Origin of the sequence: Erythrobacter sp. CCH5-A1 (assembly GCF_001557115.1) — a bacterium.
GTDB lineage: Bacteria > Pseudomonadota > Alphaproteobacteria > Sphingomonadales > Sphingomonadaceae > Erythrobacter.
This window is the reverse complement of record NZ_LSKQ01000267.1, coordinates 122,864-141,837: the sequence shown is the minus strand read 5'-3', so window position 1 is coordinate 141,837 and position 18,974 is coordinate 122,864. Positions and strand designations below refer to the sequence as shown.

Sequence of the window (18,974 nt, the reverse complement as noted above, 5' to 3'; positions counted from 1 at the left end):
CCTGAAACTCGCTGTCGAAGCTCAGTCGTCTATCCCGTCGTCTTCGCCGTCATCGTCGTCATCGACACTGAGGTCGACGGGCGATGCGGGCTGGATGGTCGAGACGGCGTGCTTGTAGGCCAGCTGCACTGCGCCGTCGCGCTCGAGCAGCATGCAGAACAGGTCATAGGCGGCGATCCGGCCTTGCAGCATCACGCCGTTGACGAGGAACATGGTAACCTGCACCTCGGCCTCGGCGACGCGGCTGAGGAAGATGTCCTGGAGCATCTTCTGCTTCTTGCCGCCGGCCTGGCTGCCGAACTGCGCCGGATCGAGCGAGGTGCCGGGCATGATCGTGCTGATCGCATGCTTGTAGACCAGCTGCGACTGGCCATCGCGGCGCAGCAGGATCGAGAAATTGTCAAACCAGGTGACGATGCCCTGCAGCTTCACGCCCTTCACCAGGAACATGGTGACGGGGATCTTGTGCTTGCGCAGCAGGTTGAGGAAGGCGTCCTGCAGGTTGCCGCCGAGGCGGACCGGGGCGCCGCCGCTCTTGCTTTCGCTTTCGGCGGGGGCCGCGGGGCGGGAAACCGGACGGGGGGAGAGCGTTCGCCCGCTGGACATGGTCGTGGCTCCTGTTCTTGGCGGCCGGCCTATTTGTCGGTCCGCAGGGTTCGCGGCGCCGAAAGGGGCTGGGCACAGCGGCGCGATAAACCCTTAATGGCGCTTGCACGGCGGCGCGACAAGGCTTGTTTTTGCCACGAATTGCTATGCGATGCGCTTGGCTAGTCGTCCTCCTCGCGCCGGTCGGCCATGCCGAGCAGCTTCAGTTTGCGGTGCAGCGCCGAGCGTTCCATGCCGATGAAGCTCGCGGTCTTGGAGATATTGCCCGAGAAACGGCGGATCTGGATCGAGAGATATTCGCGCTCGAAACTGACCCGTGCCTCGCGCAGCGGCACGCCCATGATCGCGGTCAGGCTGTCGCTGGCAAGGCCGATCTGGCCGCCAATGATCTCGGGCGGGAGCATGTCGGGTTCGACCATGCCGAGCCTCTCGCGCGGGGTCATGATGATCGTGCGCTCGACCACATTGCGCAACTGGCGGACGTTGCCGGGCCAGTCATAGGCCTGGAGCGCCGCCATCGCCTCGGTGGAAATCTCGGGCGGGGAAAGGCCCTGATCGTTCGAATAGCGGGTGAAGAAATGCTCCGCGAGCGCAGGGATATCCTCGCGCCGCTGGGCAAGCGAGGGGATCGTCACCGGCACCACGTTGAGTCGGTAGAACAGGTCTTCGCGGAACCGCTTCTCAGCCATTTCGACGGTGAGGTCGCGGGTGGTCGAGGACACGACCCGCACGTCGACGCCGATCTGGCGGGTGCCGCCGACGCGCACGAAGCTCTGGTCAGTCAGCACCCGCAGAATGCGCGCCTGGGTGGACAATGGCATGTCGGCGATCTCGTCGAGATAGAGCGTGCCGCCATCGGCCATCTCGAGCAGGCCCGGGCGCACCTGCTTGCCATTGACCTCCTCGCCGAACAGCTCCTGTTCGAAGCGTTCGGGGGTGATGCGCGCCGAGTTGACGAGGACGAAGGCCCCGTTTGCCCGCGTGCTCCAGGCGTGCAGCAGACGCGCGGCGACTTCCTTGCCCGCGCCGGCCGGCCCTGAAATGAGCACCCGGCTGCCGGTGCTAGCAACCCGCTTCACCGTCGCGCGCACGGCATTGATGGCGGGCGAGTTTCCAGTGAATTCGGCGCTGCCCCAGCTCCCTTCGCGCAGGCGGCTGTTCTCGCGGCGCAGGCGCTCGGTCTCGGTCGCGCGTTCGACGAGGAGCAGTAGGCGCTCGGCTTCGAAGGGCTTCTCGATGAAGTCCATCGCCCCGCGCCCGACCGCGGCGACCGCGGTGTCGATATTGCCGTGGCCCGAGAAGATGATGACCGGCAGGTTCGGCTCGCGCGCCTTGATCGCATCAAGCAGTTCGAGCCCGTCCATCGCGCTGCCGTGCAGCCACACGTCAAGCAGCACAAGCGAGGGACGGCGCTCGTCGATCGCGGCGAGCGCCTCGGTGCTGTCGGCGGCGGTGCGACAGGCGTAGCCCTCGTCGCCGAGCACGCCGGCCACCAGGTCGCGGATATCGCGTTCATCGTCGACGATCAGGATTTCGAGCGCCATCAGGCGGCTCCTTTACGGGTTGGTTTCGGGGGGAATGAAAACGCAATCATGCCAACCCATCCTCGATGGGAGCAGGATTGCGCGCGAAGCTGAGGCTGACGCGGGTGCCACCGCCGGGCGCGCTGGCGAAGCTCATGTCACCGCCGTGCTCGTCGACGATCTTGTTGACGATGGCGAGCCCGAGGCCGGTGCCCTTCTCGCGGGTGGTGACATAGGGCTGGGTAAGTCTTTCGGGATTGGCGGGAAGGCCGATGCCGTTATCCTCGATGGTGACGGTGATCGCCTCTCCCGCGTCGCGCATGGTGACGGCGATCTCGCCGGCAAAGGCGCCCTTGGCCTCGGCCGCACGCGCTTCGACCGCCTCGACCGCGTTCTTGAGCACATTGGTCATCGCCTGGCCGAACTGATGCCGGTCGCAGCGGATCTCGCGGTCGATCAGCTCGGAGGAGGCGACGCTGAAGGCGATGCCCGAATGCGCCACTTCCTGCAGAAACACCGCCTGCCGCACCAGATCGAGCGCATCTTCGTCGCGGAACACCGGTTTGGGCAGCCGCGCGAAGGAGGAGAATTCGTCGACCATGGTCCTGAGGTCGCCGACCTGCCGGACGATGGTATTGGTGAGATCGTCGAACAGCTCGCGGTCCTCGTCGGTCACCTGCTTGCGGTAGCGGCGCTTGAGGCGCTCGGTGGCCAGCTGGATCGGAGTGAGCGGGTTCTTGATCTCGTGGGCGATGCGCCGGGCGACGTCGGACCATGCGGCCTGGCGCTGGTCGAGCAGCTGGCGGGTGATGTCTTCGAAGGTGATCACGTGCCCCTCCCCCGTGCCCGGCGCGACCTTGACCGCGAGGGTGAGCAGATCGGTCCCCTTGGCATGGGTGACGATCGCGCGCTCCTTGCCGTCGGCGAGAATGCGGGCGAGTTCGGGGGCGAGGGTTTCGAGCGATTGGCCGATAAGGTCGGCGGGCAGGCCGTCATGCGCGAGCAGTGCCTGCGCCGAGGAGTTCATCAGCGTGACCCGCGCTTCGGCGTCGACCGAGACCACCCCGGCGGTGACGGATTCTAGCACGGCTTCGGTGAAGGCGCGGCGGTCGTCGATCTGGCGGTTGGCACTGACGAGCGCCTGGGTCTGCTTTTCGAGCTGCGCGGTCATGCGGTTGAAGGCGCGGTTGAGGAGCCCGATCTCGTCCGCCCCGGTGCGCCCTTCCAGCCTCAAGGCGAAGTTGCCCTGCCCCACCTTGCGCGCCGCGCCGACGAGGTCGGTCAGGGGCTCGACCTGCCGGTCGGCAAAGCGCAGAGCGAACCAGATCGCGAGGCCCACCAACAGCAGGCTCACCGCGACCAGCGCAATGTTGAAGCGCAGCTGGAGCGCGCGCGCGCTCCCCGTAAGCCGGTCATAGGCGGCGACGATCGACTGCGCCTGCGACCACGACTTGAACATCGTCTCCTCGGTGGTCCGCGCGTTGTAGAGATAGACCCCGGTCTGCGCGTCGATCGGCACCAGCGCCTCGATCCGCTCGGGGCTGCCGACCACCACCGCCAGCTCGCCGCGATCCAGTCGCGGAAGCGCCTGACGGCTGAATTCGAGCGGGCTGTTGTCCTTGGTGAGGTTCAGCGCGGCTGCGGTGCGGAAGGATCCGTCAGCCATGCGCTGGAGCACCGCGCTCTCGGAAATTTCGCGCCCCTGTGCCTGATAGGCGTAGAAATCGGGGAAATCGGGGTCGGTGATCGGCACGCGCGCAAGGATGCTGCGCATGTCGGTGGCCATGATGATCGAGTTCTGTTCGACGTTGCGCTGGTTGGAATCATAGTAACTCTGGGCGAGCGCATTGGCGTTTTGCATCAAACCGCGCGATTCGTCGGAGAACCAGAAGTCGACCCCGGTCTGGAACAGGAAGGCGGCAAAGCCCGCCACCAGCAGCGTCGGCAGCGCGGCGACCATCGAGAAGAAGAACACAAGCCGCACATGCAGCCTCGCGGTCGAGCCCGCCGCGCGGCGCAGCGCGAGACGACGGCCGATCAGCACCAGCAGCGCCATCGCCGGCACCAGCGTCGCCATCAGCAGCACCGAGGACTGCATGGTCGGCAGCAGATCGTCCGCGGCGCCCGAGCGCCCGTAAGTCGACCAGGTGGCCACGATTGCCGCCCCCAGCGCGATGATGGCAGCGCCCTCGAGCCAGGCGAAGATATTGGCCCGGCGCGCGGCCAGCATCGCGCGTCGCCACCAGCGGGGAGGCTGGCGCAGCGCGGGGCGCGTTGATCTGAGTGGGGAAGCCGCCATCGTTGCCGCTTTACAACAATGGTGTGGCCGATTTGCAAGCCGGGACGCGCGAAAAGTTGCAGTTGTGCGACGTTTCGTGCCCGGCGCGCGCCGATCAGGAGGGCGAGAAGCGCTCGGGCTCCAGCCCCAGCTCGCCAATCCGCTTGCGCAGCGTGTTGCGGTTGATGCCGAGCAGCTGCGCCGCCCGCAGCTGGTTGCCCCCCGTGCGGCCCAGCGCATATTCGATCAGCGGCTTCTCGAAGGCGGCGAGCGCGCGGTGGTAGAGCGTGCCCAGCGGTGGACTCTCGGCGGTCAGCCAGCCTGCCAGCGCCGCACCGAACCCGCCCTGCCCCGCGTCCTGCGGCACGCTGGCGGGCGCAATCTCGGGACCGATGATGTCGCTGACCGCATCGGCATCGATCCGCTCCTCACGCGCCATCAGTGCGAGGCGGTAGACCACATTACGCAGCTCGCGCACATTGCCGCGCCAGGTCCTCGCCTCGAGCCGCTCGATTGCCTCCTGCGTCAGCACGCGGCGCGGCAAGCCGTCCTCGGCGGCGAGCACGAGGAAGTGCTGAGCCAGCGCCGCAATATCCTCGCGCCGCTCGCGCAAGGGGGGCAGCACGATGGGGACGACGTTGAGGCGGTAGAACAGGTCCTCGCGAAAGGTGCCCGCGGCGATCATCGGGGTGAGGTCGCGATTGGTGGCGGCGATGATGCGGACATTGACCGCAATCTCCTGCCGCCCGCCGACCCGCCGGATGCGCCCCGATTGCAGCGCGCGCAGCAAGCGGGTCTGGGCCTCGGCGGGCATGTCGCCGATCTCGTCGAGGAACAGCGTGCCGCCATTGGCCTGCTCGAACTTCCCGATCGCCTGCGCGATGGCCCCGGTGAAGGCGCCCTTTTCGTGGCCGAAAAGCTCGCTTTCGACGAGGTCGGCGGGGATCGCAGCGGTGTTGACCGCGACGAAAGGCCCGGTGCGGCGGTTTCCAAGCTCGTGGATCGCCTCGGCCACCAGCTCCTTGCCGGTGCCGCTCTCGCCGGTGACGAGGACGGTGAGATCATTGCGCAGCACCCGCGTGATCATGCGGTAGACGCCCTGCATCGCCGGGCTGCGCCCGACCAGCGGCATGCGCTCGCCATCGCCCGGAATCGGGACATTGGCGTCCTCCGCCGAGGGCGAGCGAGCGCCCGCGGCCTGCCGCACGGCATGGACCAGCTCGTCGAGGTCGAAAGGCTTGGGGAAATATTCGAATGCCTCGCTCTCGCTCGCGCGCACGGCGGTATCGAGCGTGTTCTGCGCCGAAAGCACAATCACCGGCATGTCGGGCGCGCGGTCACGTACGGCCGAAAGGCTGGCAAGCCCGTCGCCATCCTCGAGGATCACGTCGGTCAGCATCACCGCAAAGCGCCGCGTGGCGAGCAGCTTGTCGCGTGCGGCGATGCCGGTGCAATGGGCGATAACGAAGCCCTCGTCCTCCAGCGCGGCGATGATCACCGTGGCGATGGCGATATCGTCCTCGACCAGCAGGACCGGATCGTGAGCGCCCGCCATCAGGCCGCGTCCGGTGCCTGCGGCAGGTGCAGGCGGAAGTGGGTGAGCCCGGCGCGCGCGTCGCGGTCATGGCTGACGTTGCCGTTCATGTCGCGCACCAGCTTGCGCACCAGCGAGAGGCCCAGCCCCTGCCCCGAGGGCTTGGAGGAGACGAAGGGCTCGAACACATGGTCGCGCAAGCTCGGGTCGATCCCGCGGCCATTGTCGGAGACGGTGATCTCGATCGGCAGCGGCACCGCGCGCCCGTTGCGGATCGCGCTGAAGGCAAGGCCGCTGACGAAGCGGGTCTGGACGATGATCAGGGCCTGCTTGCTGCCCGCCGCCAGCGCCGCGTCGCGCGCGTTGGAAACGAGGTTGATGAGCACCTGCTCCAAAGCATCGCGGTTGGCGAGCACGGGGGGCAGCGAGGGATCGAACTCCTCACGGATCTCGATCTCGCCCAGCGCACTTCCCGCCGCCCGCATGGTCGCGACCGCCGCGCGGATTGCCTCATGCGGATTGCAGGGATCGACCGAGGCGGTGCGCGTGCTGCCCAATTGCTGCATCCGGTCGATCAGCCGCGCGATACGGTCGACCTCGTCGGTGATCATCTTGGCGAGCTTCTTGTCGGCATGCGGCAGCTTGCGCGCCGCGAGCTGCCCCGCCCCGCGGATCGCCGCGAGCGGGTTCTTGATCTCGTGCGCCAGCACCGCGGGCGCGCCGAGCATCGCTTCGCCATTGGCCGGGTTTGCCGCATCATCGTGGCCGATCTGCGAGAGCGTCACAACCCGCCAGCCCGGAAAGCCGCCCAATGGCGAGGCGGTGAGGTTGACCCGCACCTCCTGCGTAGCCACCCGGATCGCCAGATCGCGCGCGACCAACGCCTCCTCGCTGGCGAGCAGCCGCGCCTCGACCCGCGGGTCCAGCGGCCCGATGCGGTCGGTGAGCCGCGTGCCGAGCAGCCGCACCGCGCTGGTGCCGAGCAGATCCTCGGCGGCATGATTGACCTCGGCGATGATTCCCTCGCCATCGATCAGCACCACCGCGAAGATCAGCCCCGAAAGCTGCGCGCGCGCATCGGGACGGGACACGCCTTTCGGTTCGGCGGGAATGCTCGCCACGGTCAGGCGGCCTGCTGCATCAGGAAGGGAGCATAGAACCGCTCGATCTCGCCGAGCACCTGATCGGCATCGTCGATGAAATTGACCCGGTTGCGGAACTCGGCCGAGCCGTGGAGGCCCTTGGTGTACCACCCGAGGTGCTTCCTCGCCATCTTCACGCCCGTATGGCGCCCGTAATGGTCGAGCATGCGGTTGTAGTGTTCGACGACGAGAGCATATTGCTCGTTCATGCCCGGGGTCGCGCGCGCCTCGCCGGTGCGCCACCAGTGCATCACCTGGCCGAGCAGCCACGGCTTGCCATAGGCGCCGCGCCCGATCATCAGCCCGTCCGCGCCCGATTGCTCCATGGCCTTGGCAGCGTCTGCGATGGTGCAGATGTCGCCGTTGACGATGACGGGGATGTTCACCGCGTCCTTGACCTTGCGGACGAAGGCCCAGTCGGCGCTGCCCTTGTACATCTGGTTGCGGGTGCGGCCGTGGACGGTGACCATCTTGACGCCCAGGTCCTCGGCGATGCGCGCCATCTCGGGGGCGTTGAGGCTGTCGTGGCACCAGCCCATGCGCATCTTGACCGTTACGGGCACCTTCACCGCCTTGACGGTGGCTTCCATCAGCCGCACTGCGAGCGGCACTTCGCGCATGAGCGCGGAGCCGGCAAACTGGCCGACGACCTTGCGGACGGGGCAGCCGAAATTAATGTCGATGATCGCCGCGCCGTTGCCTTCCTGGATCTTGGCGGCTTCGGCCATCGAGGCGGGGTCGCAGCCGACCAGCTGCATCGAGACCGGCTCCTCGATCCGGTCCCACGCAGTCTTCTGGGTGCTGACCCGGGTCTCGCGGATCGCCGCCTCGCTCGCAACCATCTCGGTGACGTTGAGGCCCGAGCCGTAGCGGCGCACCAGCGTGCGGAACGGCATGTCGGTGACGCCGGTCATCGGCGCGAGGATCACCGGCTCGGCGACCGTGACGGGGCCGATGGCGATCGGCTTCAGGGCCGGCGGAGGGGGAAGCGTGGTCATGTCGGGAGCAATGCCTAAAATATGGGCAGCGCATAGTGGATTGCCCAAAGCGCGTCCAGTGCCTAAGCGAGGGCCGCGATGGACCCCGACGCCCCCCTCCCCCCGTTTGCCGCGATTGTGGTGGCCGCGGGCAAAGGCCTGCGCGTGGGCGGAGATACACCTAAACAATTCAGGATGTTACGGGGTAAACCCCTGATCCGCTGGTCGGTCGAGGAACTCGCACACGCGGGTGCCGATGTGATCACAGCGGTGGTAAGCCCCGATGCCGAAGCGGACGCGAGGGCGGCACTTGCGGGGGTTGTTGGACTGCGCTTCGTCCATGGCGGCGCGACCCGGCAGGAGTCGGTGCGCGCCGGGCTCGAGGCGCTGGCAGGCGACGCGCCGGAGCGCGTGCTGATCCACGACGCCGCCCGCCCCGATCTTCCCCGCGCAGTGATCGCCCGGCTGCTCGCCGCGCTGGAAGAGCACCCCGGCGCGATCCCCGTTCTCCCGGTCGTCGATAGCCTCGCCGTGGCGGGCGACGCCGGGGTGATGACCGGCAAGGCCGAGCGCGAGGCGCTGCGCCGCGTCCAGACCCCGCAGGCCTTCCGCTACCCGGACATCCTCGCCGCCCACCGCGACTGGCAGGGCGCGCCGGACGCGGGCGACGATGCGCAGGTGCTGATGGCCAGCGGCGGTTCAGTCGCGCTGGTCGATGGGGACGAACGCCTGAAGAAGATCACCTTTGCCGAGGACCTGATGGACCAAGCCGCCACACCCGCCTTCCGCATCGGCCAGGGTTTCGACGTCCACCGCCTCGAAGCGGGCGAGGAGCTGTGGCTCGGCGGGGTGCTGATCCCGCACGACAAGGGGCTCGCGGGCCATTCGGATGCCGACGTCGCGCTCCACGCGATCACCGATGCGGTGCTCGGCGCGGTCGGCGAGGGCGACATCGGCACGCACTTCCCGCCCAGCGACCCGCAATGGCGCGGGGCGCGCTCGGGGCGCTTCCTCGAGCACGCTGTCAGCCTTGCCCGCGCGGCCGGCTACACCATCGCCAATGTCGACCTGACCCTGATCTGCGAGGCCCCCAAGATCGGTCCGCACCGCCCCGCCATGCGCGCCGAAGTCGCGCGGTTTATGGGGCTCGATGAGGGCGCGGTGAGCATCAAGGCCACCACCACCGAGAAACTCGGTTTCACCGGCCGCGGCGAAGGTATCGCCGCGCAGGCCATCGTTCTTGTCACCCGCATCGCTTGAGGAGACCTGCCATGACCCGCCGCATCATCGCCCCTGCCCTCGCCTTCACCGCATTGGCCTCGGTCACGGCTGCGCAGGCGCAGCAGACGCCGTGCGTCCAGCCTGCCGACCTTGCCGATGCGGTCGTCTATGTCATGCCTGTCGCCTATGACGCCGCGCGCACCGCCTGCGCCAACCGCTTCGCCGCGAGCGGCTTCATCGCGCGCGACGGCGACGCCTGGATCGCGCCGTTCCGCGAAGGGCAGGACAAGGCCTGGCCGGGCGCCTTGCGCTTCCTCAAGACCTTCATGGAACAGGACGGTGGGCCCGAGGGCGGCAAGGACGCCGAGATGGCGGCGATGATCGCTTCCCTGCCCGAAGACGCGCTGCGTCCCTTCGTCGATGCCCTCGTCGGCCAAGCGATCGCCGGCGAGATCAAGCCCGACAGCTGCGGCAAGATCGAACGCGGCCTCGAGCTTCTGAGCCCGCTGCCGAGCGACAATCTCGGCGGGCTGGTCGCCTTTGTCGTCGAACTGGCCGAGATCAAGAACCCGCCGGTTTGCGGCGCGGCCGCGACGAAGAAGTAGGCCGCCCCATGACGGTCGCGCCCCTTTCGTTGCTCCCCGACGACATCGCCGCCCTTGCCGCCCGCGTCGTGTCCGAGAACGCCGCGGCGGGCCGCAAGATCGCGACGGCCGAAAGCTGCACCGGCGGGCTGGTAGCGGGCGCGATCACCGAGATTGCCGGCTCCTCGGCGGTGCTCGACCGCGGCTTCGTGACCTATTCGAACGAGGCCAAGATGGAGATGCTCGGCGTCCCCTCCGACATCATCGAAACCTTCGGCGCTGTCTCGATCGCCTGCGCCTGGGCGATGGCCAGAGGCGCGCTCGACCGTTCGAAAGCCGATGTCGCAGTGTCGATCAGCGGCGTGGCTGGCCCCGGCGGCGGCTCGCCGCAGAAACCGGTCGGCACCGTGGTATTCGCGCGCGTGGTGCGCGGGGAGACAGGCGAGCCCGAGGGCGAACTCAGGTTCTTCGACGGCGGCGAGGGCCCCGGCGGGCGCGCCGAGATCCGGCGTCAGGCGACGCTCTGCGCGCTCGAACTGCTGCTGCCGTAAAGCTGCGCCGCGCGGGCCTCGAAGGCCTCGACCATCTTGCGGAAGGCCTTGTCGAAATATTGCCCCGCGATCCGTTCGAACAGGCGGTTCTTGAAGGTGAAGTCGACGAGGAAGTCGATCTCGCAGGTATGATCGTCGACCGCCCGGAAGGTCCACACATTGTCGAGGTCGCTCAAGGGGCCATCGACATAATGGACGTCGATCTCCTTCGGCCTCGTCTTGGAAACCCGGCTGGTGAAGCTTTCGCGGATCGCCTTGAAGCCGACCACCATGTCCGCGACCATTTCGGTCTCGCTGTTCGAGCGCACGCGGGTCGCGATCACCCAGGGCAGGAATTCGCCGTAGCGTGCGACGTCCGCCACCAGATCGAACATCTGCTCGGCGCTGTAGGGCAGGCGGCGGGTTTCGCGGATTCCGGGCACTAGAGCTGACCCTTGGCTCCACCCCGCGCGAGCTTTTCCTCGCGCGCGGCGCGCATCTTCGCGAAATCGTCGCCCGCGTGGTAGCTCGAGCGGGTCAGCGGCGAGGAGGCGACCTGCAGGAAGCCCTTGGCCCGGGCGATCGCGCCATAGGCGGCAAACGCCTTGGGGGTGACGAATTCCTCGACCGCCGCGTGCTTGGGGGTCGGCTGGAGATATTGCCCCATGGTGATGAAATCGACCTCGGCCGAGCGCATGTCGTCCATCACCTGGTGCACCTCGAGCCGCTGCTCGCCCAGCCCCAGCATGATCCCCGACTTGGTGAAGATCAGCGGATTGTGCGCCTTGACCTCCTCCAGCAGGCGCAGCGAGGCATAGTAGCGTGCGCCCGGGCGGATCGTGGGGTAGAGCCGCGGGACGGTCTCGAGGTTGTGGTTGTAGACGTCCGGCCCCGCCTCGCAGATCATCTCGACCGCGCGGCGCATCTTGCCGCGGAAATCGGGGGTGAGGATCTCGATCGTGGTGTTCGGCGTGGTGCGCCGCAGCGCCTCGATCACCTTGACGAACTGCATCGCGCCGCCATCGGGCAGGTCGTCACGGTCGACCGAGGTGATGACGATGTGCTCGAGCCCCATCTTGGCCGCGGCGATCGCGGTGTTCTCGGGCTCGAAGGGGTCGACCGCGCGCGGCATCCCGGTCTTGACGTTGCAGAAGGCGCAGGCCCGGGTGCAGACATCGCCGAGGATCATCACCGTGGCGTGCTTCTTGGTCCAGCACTCGCCGATGTTGGGGCAGGCCGCTTCCTCGCACACGGTGTGGAGATTGAGCTCGCGCATCAGCTTGCGCGTCTCGTTGTAGCCCTCGCTCACCGGCGCGCGCACGCGGATCCAGTCGGGCTTGCGCTGACGGGCGGGCCGGTCTTCGGGAGCGCTCGGCTGCGGCGGGCGGGAGAGGTCGTTCATGGGTGCCATTTAGGCGCCTGTGCGCCCCGCCGCAAGCACAGTGCCGGTTGCAATTGCCTCACGTTGCCTGACGAAAAAGGAGCGCCGGAGCGGATGTCCGCCCGGCGCTCCTGCTATTCACCGTTTGGGTTCTGAAGATCAGCTTCCGGTCGCCGCGCCCGCCGCGGCGGGCTTGGCCTGCTGCTCGGCATAGGCGGTCCACAGCCGCGCGATCGGGACGCGCAGGCCGGAAACCTTTTCGAAGGCCGCCCGCGCCGCCTCGTAATTGCCCGCGCCGATCTGCGCGATGCCGAGCCTGGTGAGCGAGGTGTCGCGGTCCGCATCGGGAAGCGTGAGACTCTTCTCGTAGAAGCCCGCAGCCTTGGCATATTCGCCATAGCTCAGGAACGTGTCGCCGGCGGCCATGATGGTGCGCAGCTTGGCGGTCGGTGCATTGGCATCGCGCTCGAGCGTCGGGAGGGCGGCCTTGTCCGCCGCGACGAGACCGGAGGCGGACTTGTACTGCTCCTCCACCCAGCTGTCGCTCCCCTTGGGGATCGCGCCCGAGGCATAGGCATCATCGATAATAGACTTTACCTCGGCCGGCAGCCGGCGCGGATCGGCCGCTTCGACGTAGTAGATGTAGTCGTTCTTCTCCTTGAGCGTCCCGACCTTCTTGCCGAGGCGCAGCAGATCGAGCAGCACCGGACCTTCGAAATCGTTGAGGTTTCGGGTCAGGTTGACCGCATCGCGCCAGTTCTCGGGCGTCGGGTAGTCTGCCACCCAGCCTTCGACGAAGTCATAGATCTGCGGCACGATCTCGTTCTGGTAGGCGACCGTGACGCCGCGCCGGTAGAGCTTGGCTTCGACCGGCTGGCCGGCGGCCTTGCGCGCGGCGATGGCGTCGCTCAGATACTTGAGGCCTTCCTCGTTGCGGTTCTCGATGAAGAACAGCTCGGCCATGTTGATCTGCAGGTCCGTCACGGTGAGGTTCGGGGCGGTGTAGCCCAGATCGATCGCCTTCTGGAGAAAGCCGCGGGCCTTTTCGTACTGCTTGAGATCATTCGCGAGCTGGAAGGCAACGACATTGTAGCGCCCCAATTCCTCGGGCTTGATCTTGCCGCTCGCGAGCATCGTTTCCGCGCCCCGGAGCTGGAGCGACACATCCTTGCTGTTGATGCCCGCGTTGAGCAGCAGGCCGCCCAGCGCCATCTTGTCGTCCGGGGTCGCTGCGAGCGGAACGAGCGCCTCGACCTCGGGCTTCAGCGCCGCAGCGTCGGCGCCGGGGGCCTTGAGCTTGACTTCCACAGCCTGATAGGCCTTCACGAAAGCGGGCGTGTAGACCGGCTTGCCGGCTTCAGCGGCAGCCTCTTCCTCGCCCTTCTTCTTTTTCTTCTGCGCATAGGCCGCATCGGCAAAGCCGGGCACGGCGAGCACCGCCGTGCCACCGGCAAGCGCCAAGGCAAGAGCAAGCTGGCGCGCGATCCGTGCCGGGCGACGGGTCGAAGACATATTGGTCACTGCATCCTCCACAAGAAGCGCAGGCCCTGCCCGCACGGGGAAGCCGGGACTGCGGCGAACGTCCGTGCCAGCCTTTGAACGGCTCGCGCGGGATTTGCAATTGCCGCTAGGCGTGCCGTGCTGAACGGGCTTTGAATGCCGCGACGTACCCACTCCCCGCGCGGCTACCTGCAAGTGTGGAAAAAAGGGCGTCGTTCCCTGTGTGTTCCGGCGCTGCGGTGGCGAAACCCCGGGGTTGTGCCTAAATGGGGGAACCTGCTGGCCCTGCTATGGCCGGCCTGCCCGATACGGCACCCCAACACACACAGAAACGGCCCCGATCTTGAGCGACGACAGCGACATCATCGATTCCCCCGCAAGCCCGATGGGCGGCTTTGATCGCATCGACATCGTCGACGAGATGAAGTCGAGCTATCTCGACTATGCGATGAGCGTGATCGTCAGCCGCGCGCTGCCCGATGTGCGCGACGGGCTGAAGCCGGTTCACCGCCGCATCCTTTATGCGAGCCAGGAAGGCGGCTTCGTCGCCGGGCGTCCCTATCGCAAGAGCGCCAAGATCGTTGGCGACGTGATGGGCAACTACCACCCGCACGGCGACTCTGCGATCTACGATGCCCTCGCGCGCATGACGCAGGACTGGTCGATGCGCGTGCCGCTGATCGACGGTCAGGGCAATTTCGGCTCGATGGATCCCGATCCGCCGGCCTCTATGCGCTACACCGAAGCGCGGTTGGCGCGGGTGGCGAACAGCCTGCTCGACGATCTCGACAAGGACACGGTCGACTTCACCGACAACTATGACGGCAGCCGCAAGGAGCCGACGGTGCTGCCCGCGCGCTTCCCCAACCTGCTGGTCAACGGCGCGGGCGGGATCGCGGTCGGCATGGCGACCAATGTGCCGCCGCACAACCTCGGCGAAGTGATCGACGGCTGCCTTGCCTTCATCGAGAACCCGCACATCACCTCGGACGAGCTCATCAAGTTCATCCCCGGCCCCGATTTCCCCACCGCTCCGCTGATCCTCGGCACCCACGGCGCGCGGATGGCCTACACCACCGGTCGCGGCTCGATCCTGATGCGCTGCCGCCACGAGATCGAAAGCACCCGCGGCGCGAAGAGCGAGGGGCGCGAGAGCATCGTCTTCACCTCGATCCCCTATCAGGTCGGCAAATCCGCGCTGGTCGAGAAGATCGCCGAGGCGGCCAAGGACAAGCGCATCGAGGGCATCAGCGACATCCGCGACGAATCCTCGCGCGAAGGTGTGCGCGTGGTGATCGACCTGAAGCGCGACGCGACGCCCGAAGTGGTGCTCAACCAGATCTGGCGCCACACGCCCGCGCAATCGAGCTTCCCCGCCAACATGCTGGCGATCCGCGGCGGGCGACCCGAAGTGCTCACCCTGCGCGATATCGTGCAGAGCTTCATCGCCTTCCGCGAAGAAGTCATCACGCGGCGCACCAAGTTCGAGCTCAACAAGGCGCGCGAGCGGGCGCATCTGTTGCTGGGTCTGGTGGTCGCGGTCTCGAACCTCGACGAGGTCGTGGCGATGATCCGCAGCGCCCGCAACCCGGCCGAGGCGCGCGGCAAGCTGCTCGCCAAGGAGTGGCCGATCGGCGAGATCGCGCAATATATCCGTCTGGTCGAGGCGATCGAGCCCAATGCCGAGGAAAGCGGCGGCACCTACAAGCTGTCCGAGCGGCAGGTGAAGGCCATCCTCGAGCTGCGCCTGCACCGGTTGACCGCGCTCGGCCGCGACGAGATCGGGGATGAACTCAAGGAACTGGCGCTCTCGATCGAGGAATATCTCTCGATCCTCGCCGACCGCGTGAAGCTCTACGGCGTGATGCGCACCGAGCTCGAAGAAATCCGCGCCACCTACGCCACCCCGCGCCTCTCCGAGATCGCCCCCGCATGGGATGGCCTCGAGGACGAGGACCTGATCGAGCGCGAGGACATGGTCGTCACCGTCACCCACGGCGGCTACATCAAGCGCACGCCGCTCGATGCCTTCCGCGCTCAGGCCCGCGGCGGCAAGGGCCGCTCAGGGATGGCCACCAAGGACGAGGATGCGGTGGTCGAGCTGTTCGTCACCAGCACCCACAACCCCGTCCTGTTCTTCACCAACACCGGCCGCGTCTATCGCATGAAGGTGTGGAAGCTGCCCGAAGGCGGCCCGCAGACCAAGGGCCGCCCGATGGTCAACCTCCTGCCGCTTGGCGACGAGGAGCGCGTCACCAACGTCCTCCCCCTCCCCGAGGACGAGGCGACCTGGGCCAATCTCAACATCGTTTTCGCCACCGAACAGGGCATGGTCCGCCGCAATTCGATGGACGCCTTCGCCAACATCCCCACCGCGGGCAAATATGCGATGGGATTCGTCGAAGGCTCGGGCGACCGGCTGATCGGGGTGCAATTGCTCACCGAGGAACAGGAAATCTTCCTCGCCAGCGACGCCGGCAAGGCGATCCGCTTCTCGGCCACCGACGCGCGCGAGACCAAGAGCCGCACCGGCATCGGCGTGCGCGGGATGAGCCTCAAGAAGGGCGGCAAGGTCGTGAGCATGGCGGTGGTCGATCCGCTCACCGCCGACATGGAAACCCGCGAGGCCTATCTGCGCGCGGCGGCGTGGAAGAACAACGGGGCGGAGCCCACTCTCCCCGCCGATAAGCAAGCGGCGATGGCCGAGGCGGAGGAGTTCATCCTCACCATCACCGCCAACGGCTATGGCAAGATCTCCTCGGCCTACGAATACCGCACCACCGCGCGCGGGGGGCAAGGGATCACCAATATCGGCACGCCCGAGAGCAATCCCGAGCGCAACGGCCCGGTGGTGGCGAGCTTCCCGGTCAGGCACGGCTCGCAGCTGATGCTGGTGACCGATCAGGCCAAGCTGATCCGGCTCGGGATCGATTTCCGCCACCTCATCGAGGGCGGGTTCGAGAACCTCAAGGGCTTCTCGATCTCGGGCCGCGGCTCGTCGGGCGTGCGCATCTTCGATGTCGCCAAGGGCGAGCACATCGTCGGCGCCGCGCTGATCGATGATGCGGGCGAAGACGAAGCGGGCGAGGATGCGGTGGAGACGCCCGTCACCTGACGGGCTGCTCTCCGCGCAAACACTGGATGATACCCGTCGCGATCATGATCTGCGCCGCGTAGTAAAGCGGCCAGATCAGGATCGTGTTGGCGGGCTCGAGGTCGAGCGGGCCCATCCGCGCGAAGATCAGCCAGTCGCTCAGCACGAACAGCACCGCCCCCGTCCCCACGCGGTAGCGCGGGTAGTGGCTCATCCATGCCGCGCTCGCCATCGCGCCGAGGAAGGCGGCATAGACCGCGATCTGGCTTTCCCCGCTCAGCAGCCAGCTCACCAGCGGCGTGCCAATCAGCAATGCCGCCCCGATCAGCTTCTGCACCGGCGAGGGGCGCTTGTGCAGGTTCCTGAAGTAGAGCCCCACAGCCACCACATGGGCTGCGGCAAAGAATGCTCCGCCGGTGACGAAGTCGAGCTCGATCGCGACATCGCCGCAGGCCGCCAGCGCAAGCGCGCCGACCAGCAGGAAGCCGTCCGCCCGGTGCTTGCCCTCGGGCACGCGTAAGGCGATATAGAGCGCCAGCAGGCCGACGCTCGCCCCCTTGAGCGCAAGGCCCCAGGTGCCCTCGCCCACCGGATTGTCGCGCAGGAAATAATAGGCGACCGAAACGGCAATGCTCGCCAGCAGCCACGGCCTCTGTTCGATCAACGCGCGCTTTGCCATGCCACTCCCGTCCTGCCTCCAGCCCATAGGGCTTGCGGGGGAGCTATCACGCAATTACCTGCCCCGCCATGATCAGGTCCGAACCTTTGCACGACGTTCACATCATCGGCGGCGGCCTCGCCGGGAGCGAGGCGGCGTGGCAGCTCGCTCAGGCGGGCGCCAGGGTGCGCCTGTCGGAAATGCGCGGGTCGGGCGAGATGACACCGGCGCACCAGACCGATGGCCTTGCCGAGCTGGTGTGCTCCAACTCTTTCCGCTCGGACGACGACACGAAGAACGCAGTCGGGCTGCTCCATCACGAGATGCGGCAGCTGGACAGCCTCGTGATGCGCGCCGGGCACGTCGCGCGGGTGCCGGCGGGGAGCGCCATGGCGGTCGATCGCGATGTGTTCTCGGCCGAGGTGGAGAAGGCGCTTCGCGAGCACCCCAACGTCACCATCGTGCGCGAGCGGGTCGACGAACTGCCGCAAGCGGGCCTCACCATCGTCGCCACCGGGCCGCTCACCGCCGAGGCGCTTGCGGGAAGCATCGTCCGCGCCACCGGCTCCGAACGGCTCGCCTTCTTCGATGCGATCGCGCCGATCGTCCACTTCGATTCGATCGACATGAGCAAGGTTTGGATCCAGTCGCGCTGGAACAAGCGGACCGAGGCCAGCAACGAGGGCGGCGACTACATCAACTGCCCGCTGAACGAGGAGCAGTACCGGGCCTTCCATCGCGGGCTGATGGAAGGCGAGAAGACCGAGTTCAAGCAGTGGGAGAAGGACACGCCCTATTTCGACGGCTGCATGCCGATCGAGGTCATGGCCGAGCGCGGGGTCGATACCCTGCGCTATGGCCCGATGAAGGGCGTCGGCCTCGACAATCCCTTCGATGTGACGCCGGAATTTCCGCAAGGCCGCTGGCCCTATGCGGTGGTGCAGCTTCGCCAGGACAACAAGCTCGGCACGCTGTGGAACATGGTCGGCTTCCAGACCAAGCTCAAATATGCCGCGCAGATCGAGCTGTTCCGTACCATCCCGGGGCTGGAGAACGCCGAATTTGCGCGATTGGGCGGGCTGCACCGCAACACCTTCCTCAACTCGCCCGAGGTGCTCGACCGTCAGCTGCGTCTGAAGGCTGCGCCACATATCCGCTTTGCCGGGCAGGTGACGGGCTGCGAGGGCTATGTCGAGAGCGCCGCGATTGGCCTCGTTGCCGGGCTGATGACCGCCGCCGAACTGGCGGGCCGGGCGTGGCAGCCGCTCCCAGCCACCACGGCTTTGGGGGCGCTCCTCAGCCACATAACCGGCGATGCCGAGGCCGAGACCTTCCAGCCCATGAACGTCAATTTCGGCCTCTTCCCGCCGCTCCACGAGGTTGGCAAGAAGGTCCGCAAGGAAGCCTACACCGCGCGCGCCAAGGAAGACCTTGCGCGCTGGATTGCCGCCAACCGCGAGGTTGTGCCGGCCTAGGCGCTCAGCACTTGCAGGCGGGTTTCTTCGCTGCCGGCTTGGGCGCGGTCGCGGCAAATTCGCGCGGGGTAAGCTGGCCGTTGCCGTCCTTGTCGGCGCCTGCGAACCGGTCGACCGTCGTCACTGCCCACTCCTCGAAGGTGAGGAGGTTGTTCCCGTCCTTGTCGAGCGCGCGGAAGCTGTCGGTGCGGGTCGAGAGCATCTCGTCGCGGGTGATGACGCGGTCGCGGTTGCGGTCATAGCGGAAGAAGCGCTGCTCCTCCTTGCCGAGCTCGGTCATTTCCGGGGGCGCGGGGCCCTTCATTTTGCCGGGGTCGGCGATCGGCAGCTTCATCGGATCGGGCTTGGCCGGGGCCACTGCGGGCGGCGGGGCGCCGCGCTCGATTTCGGCGCGGCCCTGCCACCAGAACACACCCACTCCGGCAAGGGCCAAGCCCCCCAGCACTCCCAGCACCGCCTGTCGCAAGGGTC

General features: G+C 67.2%; 16 protein-coding genes. 5 read left to right on the top strand and 11 right to left on the bottom strand.

Annotation, left to right across the window (positions count from 1 at the left end):
* Window positions 1–21 precede the first annotated feature (21 nt).
* The 6 genes from hfq to dusB form a co-directional block, all read right to left on the bottom strand.
* Complete coding sequence (gene hfq / locus AX708_RS16835) at window positions 22–606, bottom strand: RNA chaperone Hfq (RefSeq protein ID WP_066533240.1); 585 nt, start codon at window positions 604–606, stop codon at window positions 22–24.
* A gap of 161 nt (window positions 607–767) precedes the next feature.
* Complete coding sequence (locus AX708_RS16830) at window positions 768–2,150, bottom strand: sigma-54 dependent transcriptional regulator (RefSeq protein WP_066533239.1); 1,383 nt, start codon at window positions 2,148–2,150, stop codon at window positions 768–770.
* A 46-nt stretch (window positions 2,151–2,196) separates the two neighbouring features.
* Window positions 2,197–4,428, bottom strand: a complete 2,232-nt coding sequence (locus AX708_RS16825; protein ID WP_066533237.1) for an ATP-binding protein — start codon at window positions 4,426–4,428, stop codon at window positions 2,197–2,199.
* Between the two features lie 94 nt (window positions 4,429–4,522).
* The gene (locus AX708_RS16820) at window positions 4,523–5,962 is read right to left on the bottom strand and encodes a sigma-54 dependent transcriptional regulator (RefSeq protein ID WP_066533236.1); all 1,440 of its coding nucleotides are present in this window, start codon (window positions 5,960–5,962) and stop codon (window positions 4,523–4,525) included.
* On the bottom strand, window positions 5,962–7,062 hold the full coding sequence (locus AX708_RS16815; RefSeq protein ID WP_066533234.1) for a nitrogen regulation protein NR(II): 1,101 nt from the start codon (window positions 7,060–7,062) through the stop codon (window positions 5,962–5,964). The genes AX708_RS16820 and AX708_RS16815 overlap by 1 nt, the downstream gene beginning before the upstream one ends.
* A gap of 2 nt (window positions 7,063–7,064) precedes the next feature.
* Window positions 7,065–8,081: a tRNA dihydrouridine synthase DusB gene (gene dusB / locus AX708_RS16810; protein WP_066533232.1), complete on the bottom strand. Its 1,017-nt coding sequence runs from the start codon at window positions 8,079–8,081 to the stop codon at window positions 7,065–7,067.
* Window positions 8,082–8,159: 78 nt separating this feature from the next.
* On the opposite strand from dusB, the gene AX708_RS16805 reads away from it, so the two are divergent.
* Genes AX708_RS16805 through AX708_RS16795 form a run of 3 tightly spaced genes read left to right on the top strand, consistent with a single transcriptional unit; the run spans window position 8,160 to window position 10,416 of the window.
* The gene (locus AX708_RS16805) at window positions 8,160–9,320 is read left to right on the top strand and encodes a bifunctional 2-C-methyl-D-erythritol 4-phosphate cytidylyltransferase/2-C-methyl-D-erythritol 2,4-cyclodiphosphate synthase (protein ID WP_066533231.1); all 1,161 of its coding nucleotides are present in this window, start codon (window positions 8,160–8,162) and stop codon (window positions 9,318–9,320) included.
* An 11-nt stretch (window positions 9,321–9,331) separates the two neighbouring features.
* Entirely contained in the window at window positions 9,332–9,886 is a 555-nt protein-coding gene (locus AX708_RS16800; protein ID WP_066533229.1) for a hypothetical protein, read from the top strand.
* 8 nt (window positions 9,887–9,894) lie between these two features.
* On the top strand, window positions 9,895–10,416 hold the full coding sequence (locus AX708_RS16795; protein ID WP_066533227.1) for a CinA family protein: 522 nt from the start codon (window positions 9,895–9,897) through the stop codon (window positions 10,414–10,416).
* Here AX708_RS16795 and AX708_RS16790 read toward each other — a convergent pair.
* The 3 genes from AX708_RS16790 to AX708_RS16780 all read right to left on the bottom strand — a co-directional run bounded on the left by AX708_RS16790 (window position 10,377) and on the right by AX708_RS16780 (window position 13,297).
* Window positions 10,377–10,838 (bottom strand): type II toxin-antitoxin system RatA family toxin, encoded by a 462-nt coding sequence (locus AX708_RS16790; RefSeq protein WP_066533225.1) that lies wholly within the window; start codon window positions 10,836–10,838, stop codon window positions 10,377–10,379. The genes AX708_RS16795 and AX708_RS16790 overlap by 40 nt on opposite strands.
* A complete protein-coding gene (gene lipA / locus AX708_RS16785) occupies window positions 10,838–11,797 on the bottom strand; it encodes a lipoyl synthase (RefSeq protein ID WP_066533223.1) in 960 nt (319 codons plus the stop codon). Before lipA ends, AX708_RS16790 begins: the two co-directional genes overlap by 1 nt.
* Before the next feature lie 138 nt (window positions 11,798–11,935).
* Window positions 11,936–13,297 (bottom strand): hypothetical protein, encoded by a 1,362-nt coding sequence (locus tag AX708_RS16780; protein ID WP_156443537.1) that lies wholly within the window; start codon window positions 13,295–13,297, stop codon window positions 11,936–11,938.
* Window positions 13,298–13,619: 322 nt separating this feature from the next.
* Between AX708_RS16780 and gyrA the strand changes: the two genes are divergently transcribed.
* Window positions 13,620–16,391 (top strand): DNA gyrase subunit A, encoded by a 2,772-nt coding sequence (gene gyrA / locus AX708_RS16775; RefSeq protein ID WP_066533220.1) that lies wholly within the window; start codon window positions 13,620–13,622, stop codon window positions 16,389–16,391.
* Here the strand turns inward: gyrA and AX708_RS16770 are convergent.
* Window positions 16,384–17,049, bottom strand: a complete 666-nt coding sequence (locus tag AX708_RS16770; protein WP_066533253.1) for a lysoplasmalogenase family protein — start codon at window positions 17,047–17,049, stop codon at window positions 16,384–16,386. The genes gyrA and AX708_RS16770 overlap by 8 nt on opposite strands.
* Before the next feature lie 68 nt (window positions 17,050–17,117).
* Between AX708_RS16770 and trmFO the strand changes: the two genes are divergently transcribed.
* The gene (trmFO, locus tag AX708_RS16765) at window positions 17,118–18,503 is read left to right on the top strand and encodes a methylenetetrahydrofolate--tRNA-(uracil(54)-C(5))-methyltransferase (FADH(2)-oxidizing) TrmFO (RefSeq protein ID WP_197426312.1); all 1,386 of its coding nucleotides are present in this window, start codon (window positions 17,118–17,120) and stop codon (window positions 18,501–18,503) included.
* A gap of 4 nt (window positions 18,504–18,507) precedes the next feature.
* Here the strand turns inward: trmFO and AX708_RS16760 are convergent, their stop codons facing one another.
* Window positions 18,508–18,948 (bottom strand): EF-hand domain-containing protein, encoded by a 441-nt coding sequence (locus AX708_RS16760; RefSeq protein WP_082745739.1) that lies wholly within the window; start codon window positions 18,946–18,948, stop codon window positions 18,508–18,510.
* Window positions 18,949–18,974: the final 26 nt, after the last annotated feature.

Coding starts and splice junctions, on each gene's coding strand:
- hfq (WP_066533240.1), bottom strand. CDS start 606: ATGTCCAGCGGGCGAACGCTCTCCCCCCGTCCGGTTTCCCGCCCCGCG.
- AX708_RS16830 (WP_066533239.1), bottom strand. CDS start 2,150: ATGGCGCTCGAAATCCTGATCGTCGACGATGAACGCGATATCCGCGAC.
- AX708_RS16825 (WP_066533237.1), bottom strand. CDS start 4,428: ATGGCGGCTTCCCCACTCAGATCAACGCGCCCCGCGCTGCGCCAGCCT.
- AX708_RS16820 (WP_066533236.1), bottom strand. CDS start 5,962: ATGGCGGGCGCTCACGATCCGGTCCTGCTGGTCGAGGACGATATCGCC.
- dusB (WP_066533232.1), bottom strand. CDS start 8,081: ATGACCACGCTTCCCCCTCCGCCGGCCCTGAAGCCGATCGCCATCGGC.
- AX708_RS16805 (WP_066533231.1), top strand. CDS start 8,160: ATGGACCCCGACGCCCCCCTCCCCCCGTTTGCCGCGATTGTGGTGGCC.
- AX708_RS16800 (WP_066533229.1), top strand. CDS start 9,332: ATGACCCGCCGCATCATCGCCCCTGCCCTCGCCTTCACCGCATTGGCC.
- AX708_RS16795 (WP_066533227.1), top strand. CDS start 9,895: ATGACGGTCGCGCCCCTTTCGTTGCTCCCCGACGACATCGCCGCCCTT.
- lipA (WP_066533223.1), bottom strand. CDS start 11,797: ATGAACGACCTCTCCCGCCCGCCGCAGCCGAGCGCTCCCGAAGACCGG.
- AX708_RS16770 (WP_066533253.1), bottom strand. CDS start 17,049: ATGGCAAAGCGCGCGTTGATCGAACAGAGGCCGTGGCTGCTGGCGAGC.
- trmFO (WP_197426312.1), top strand. CDS start 17,118: ATGATCAGGTCCGAACCTTTGCACGACGTTCACATCATCGGCGGCGGC.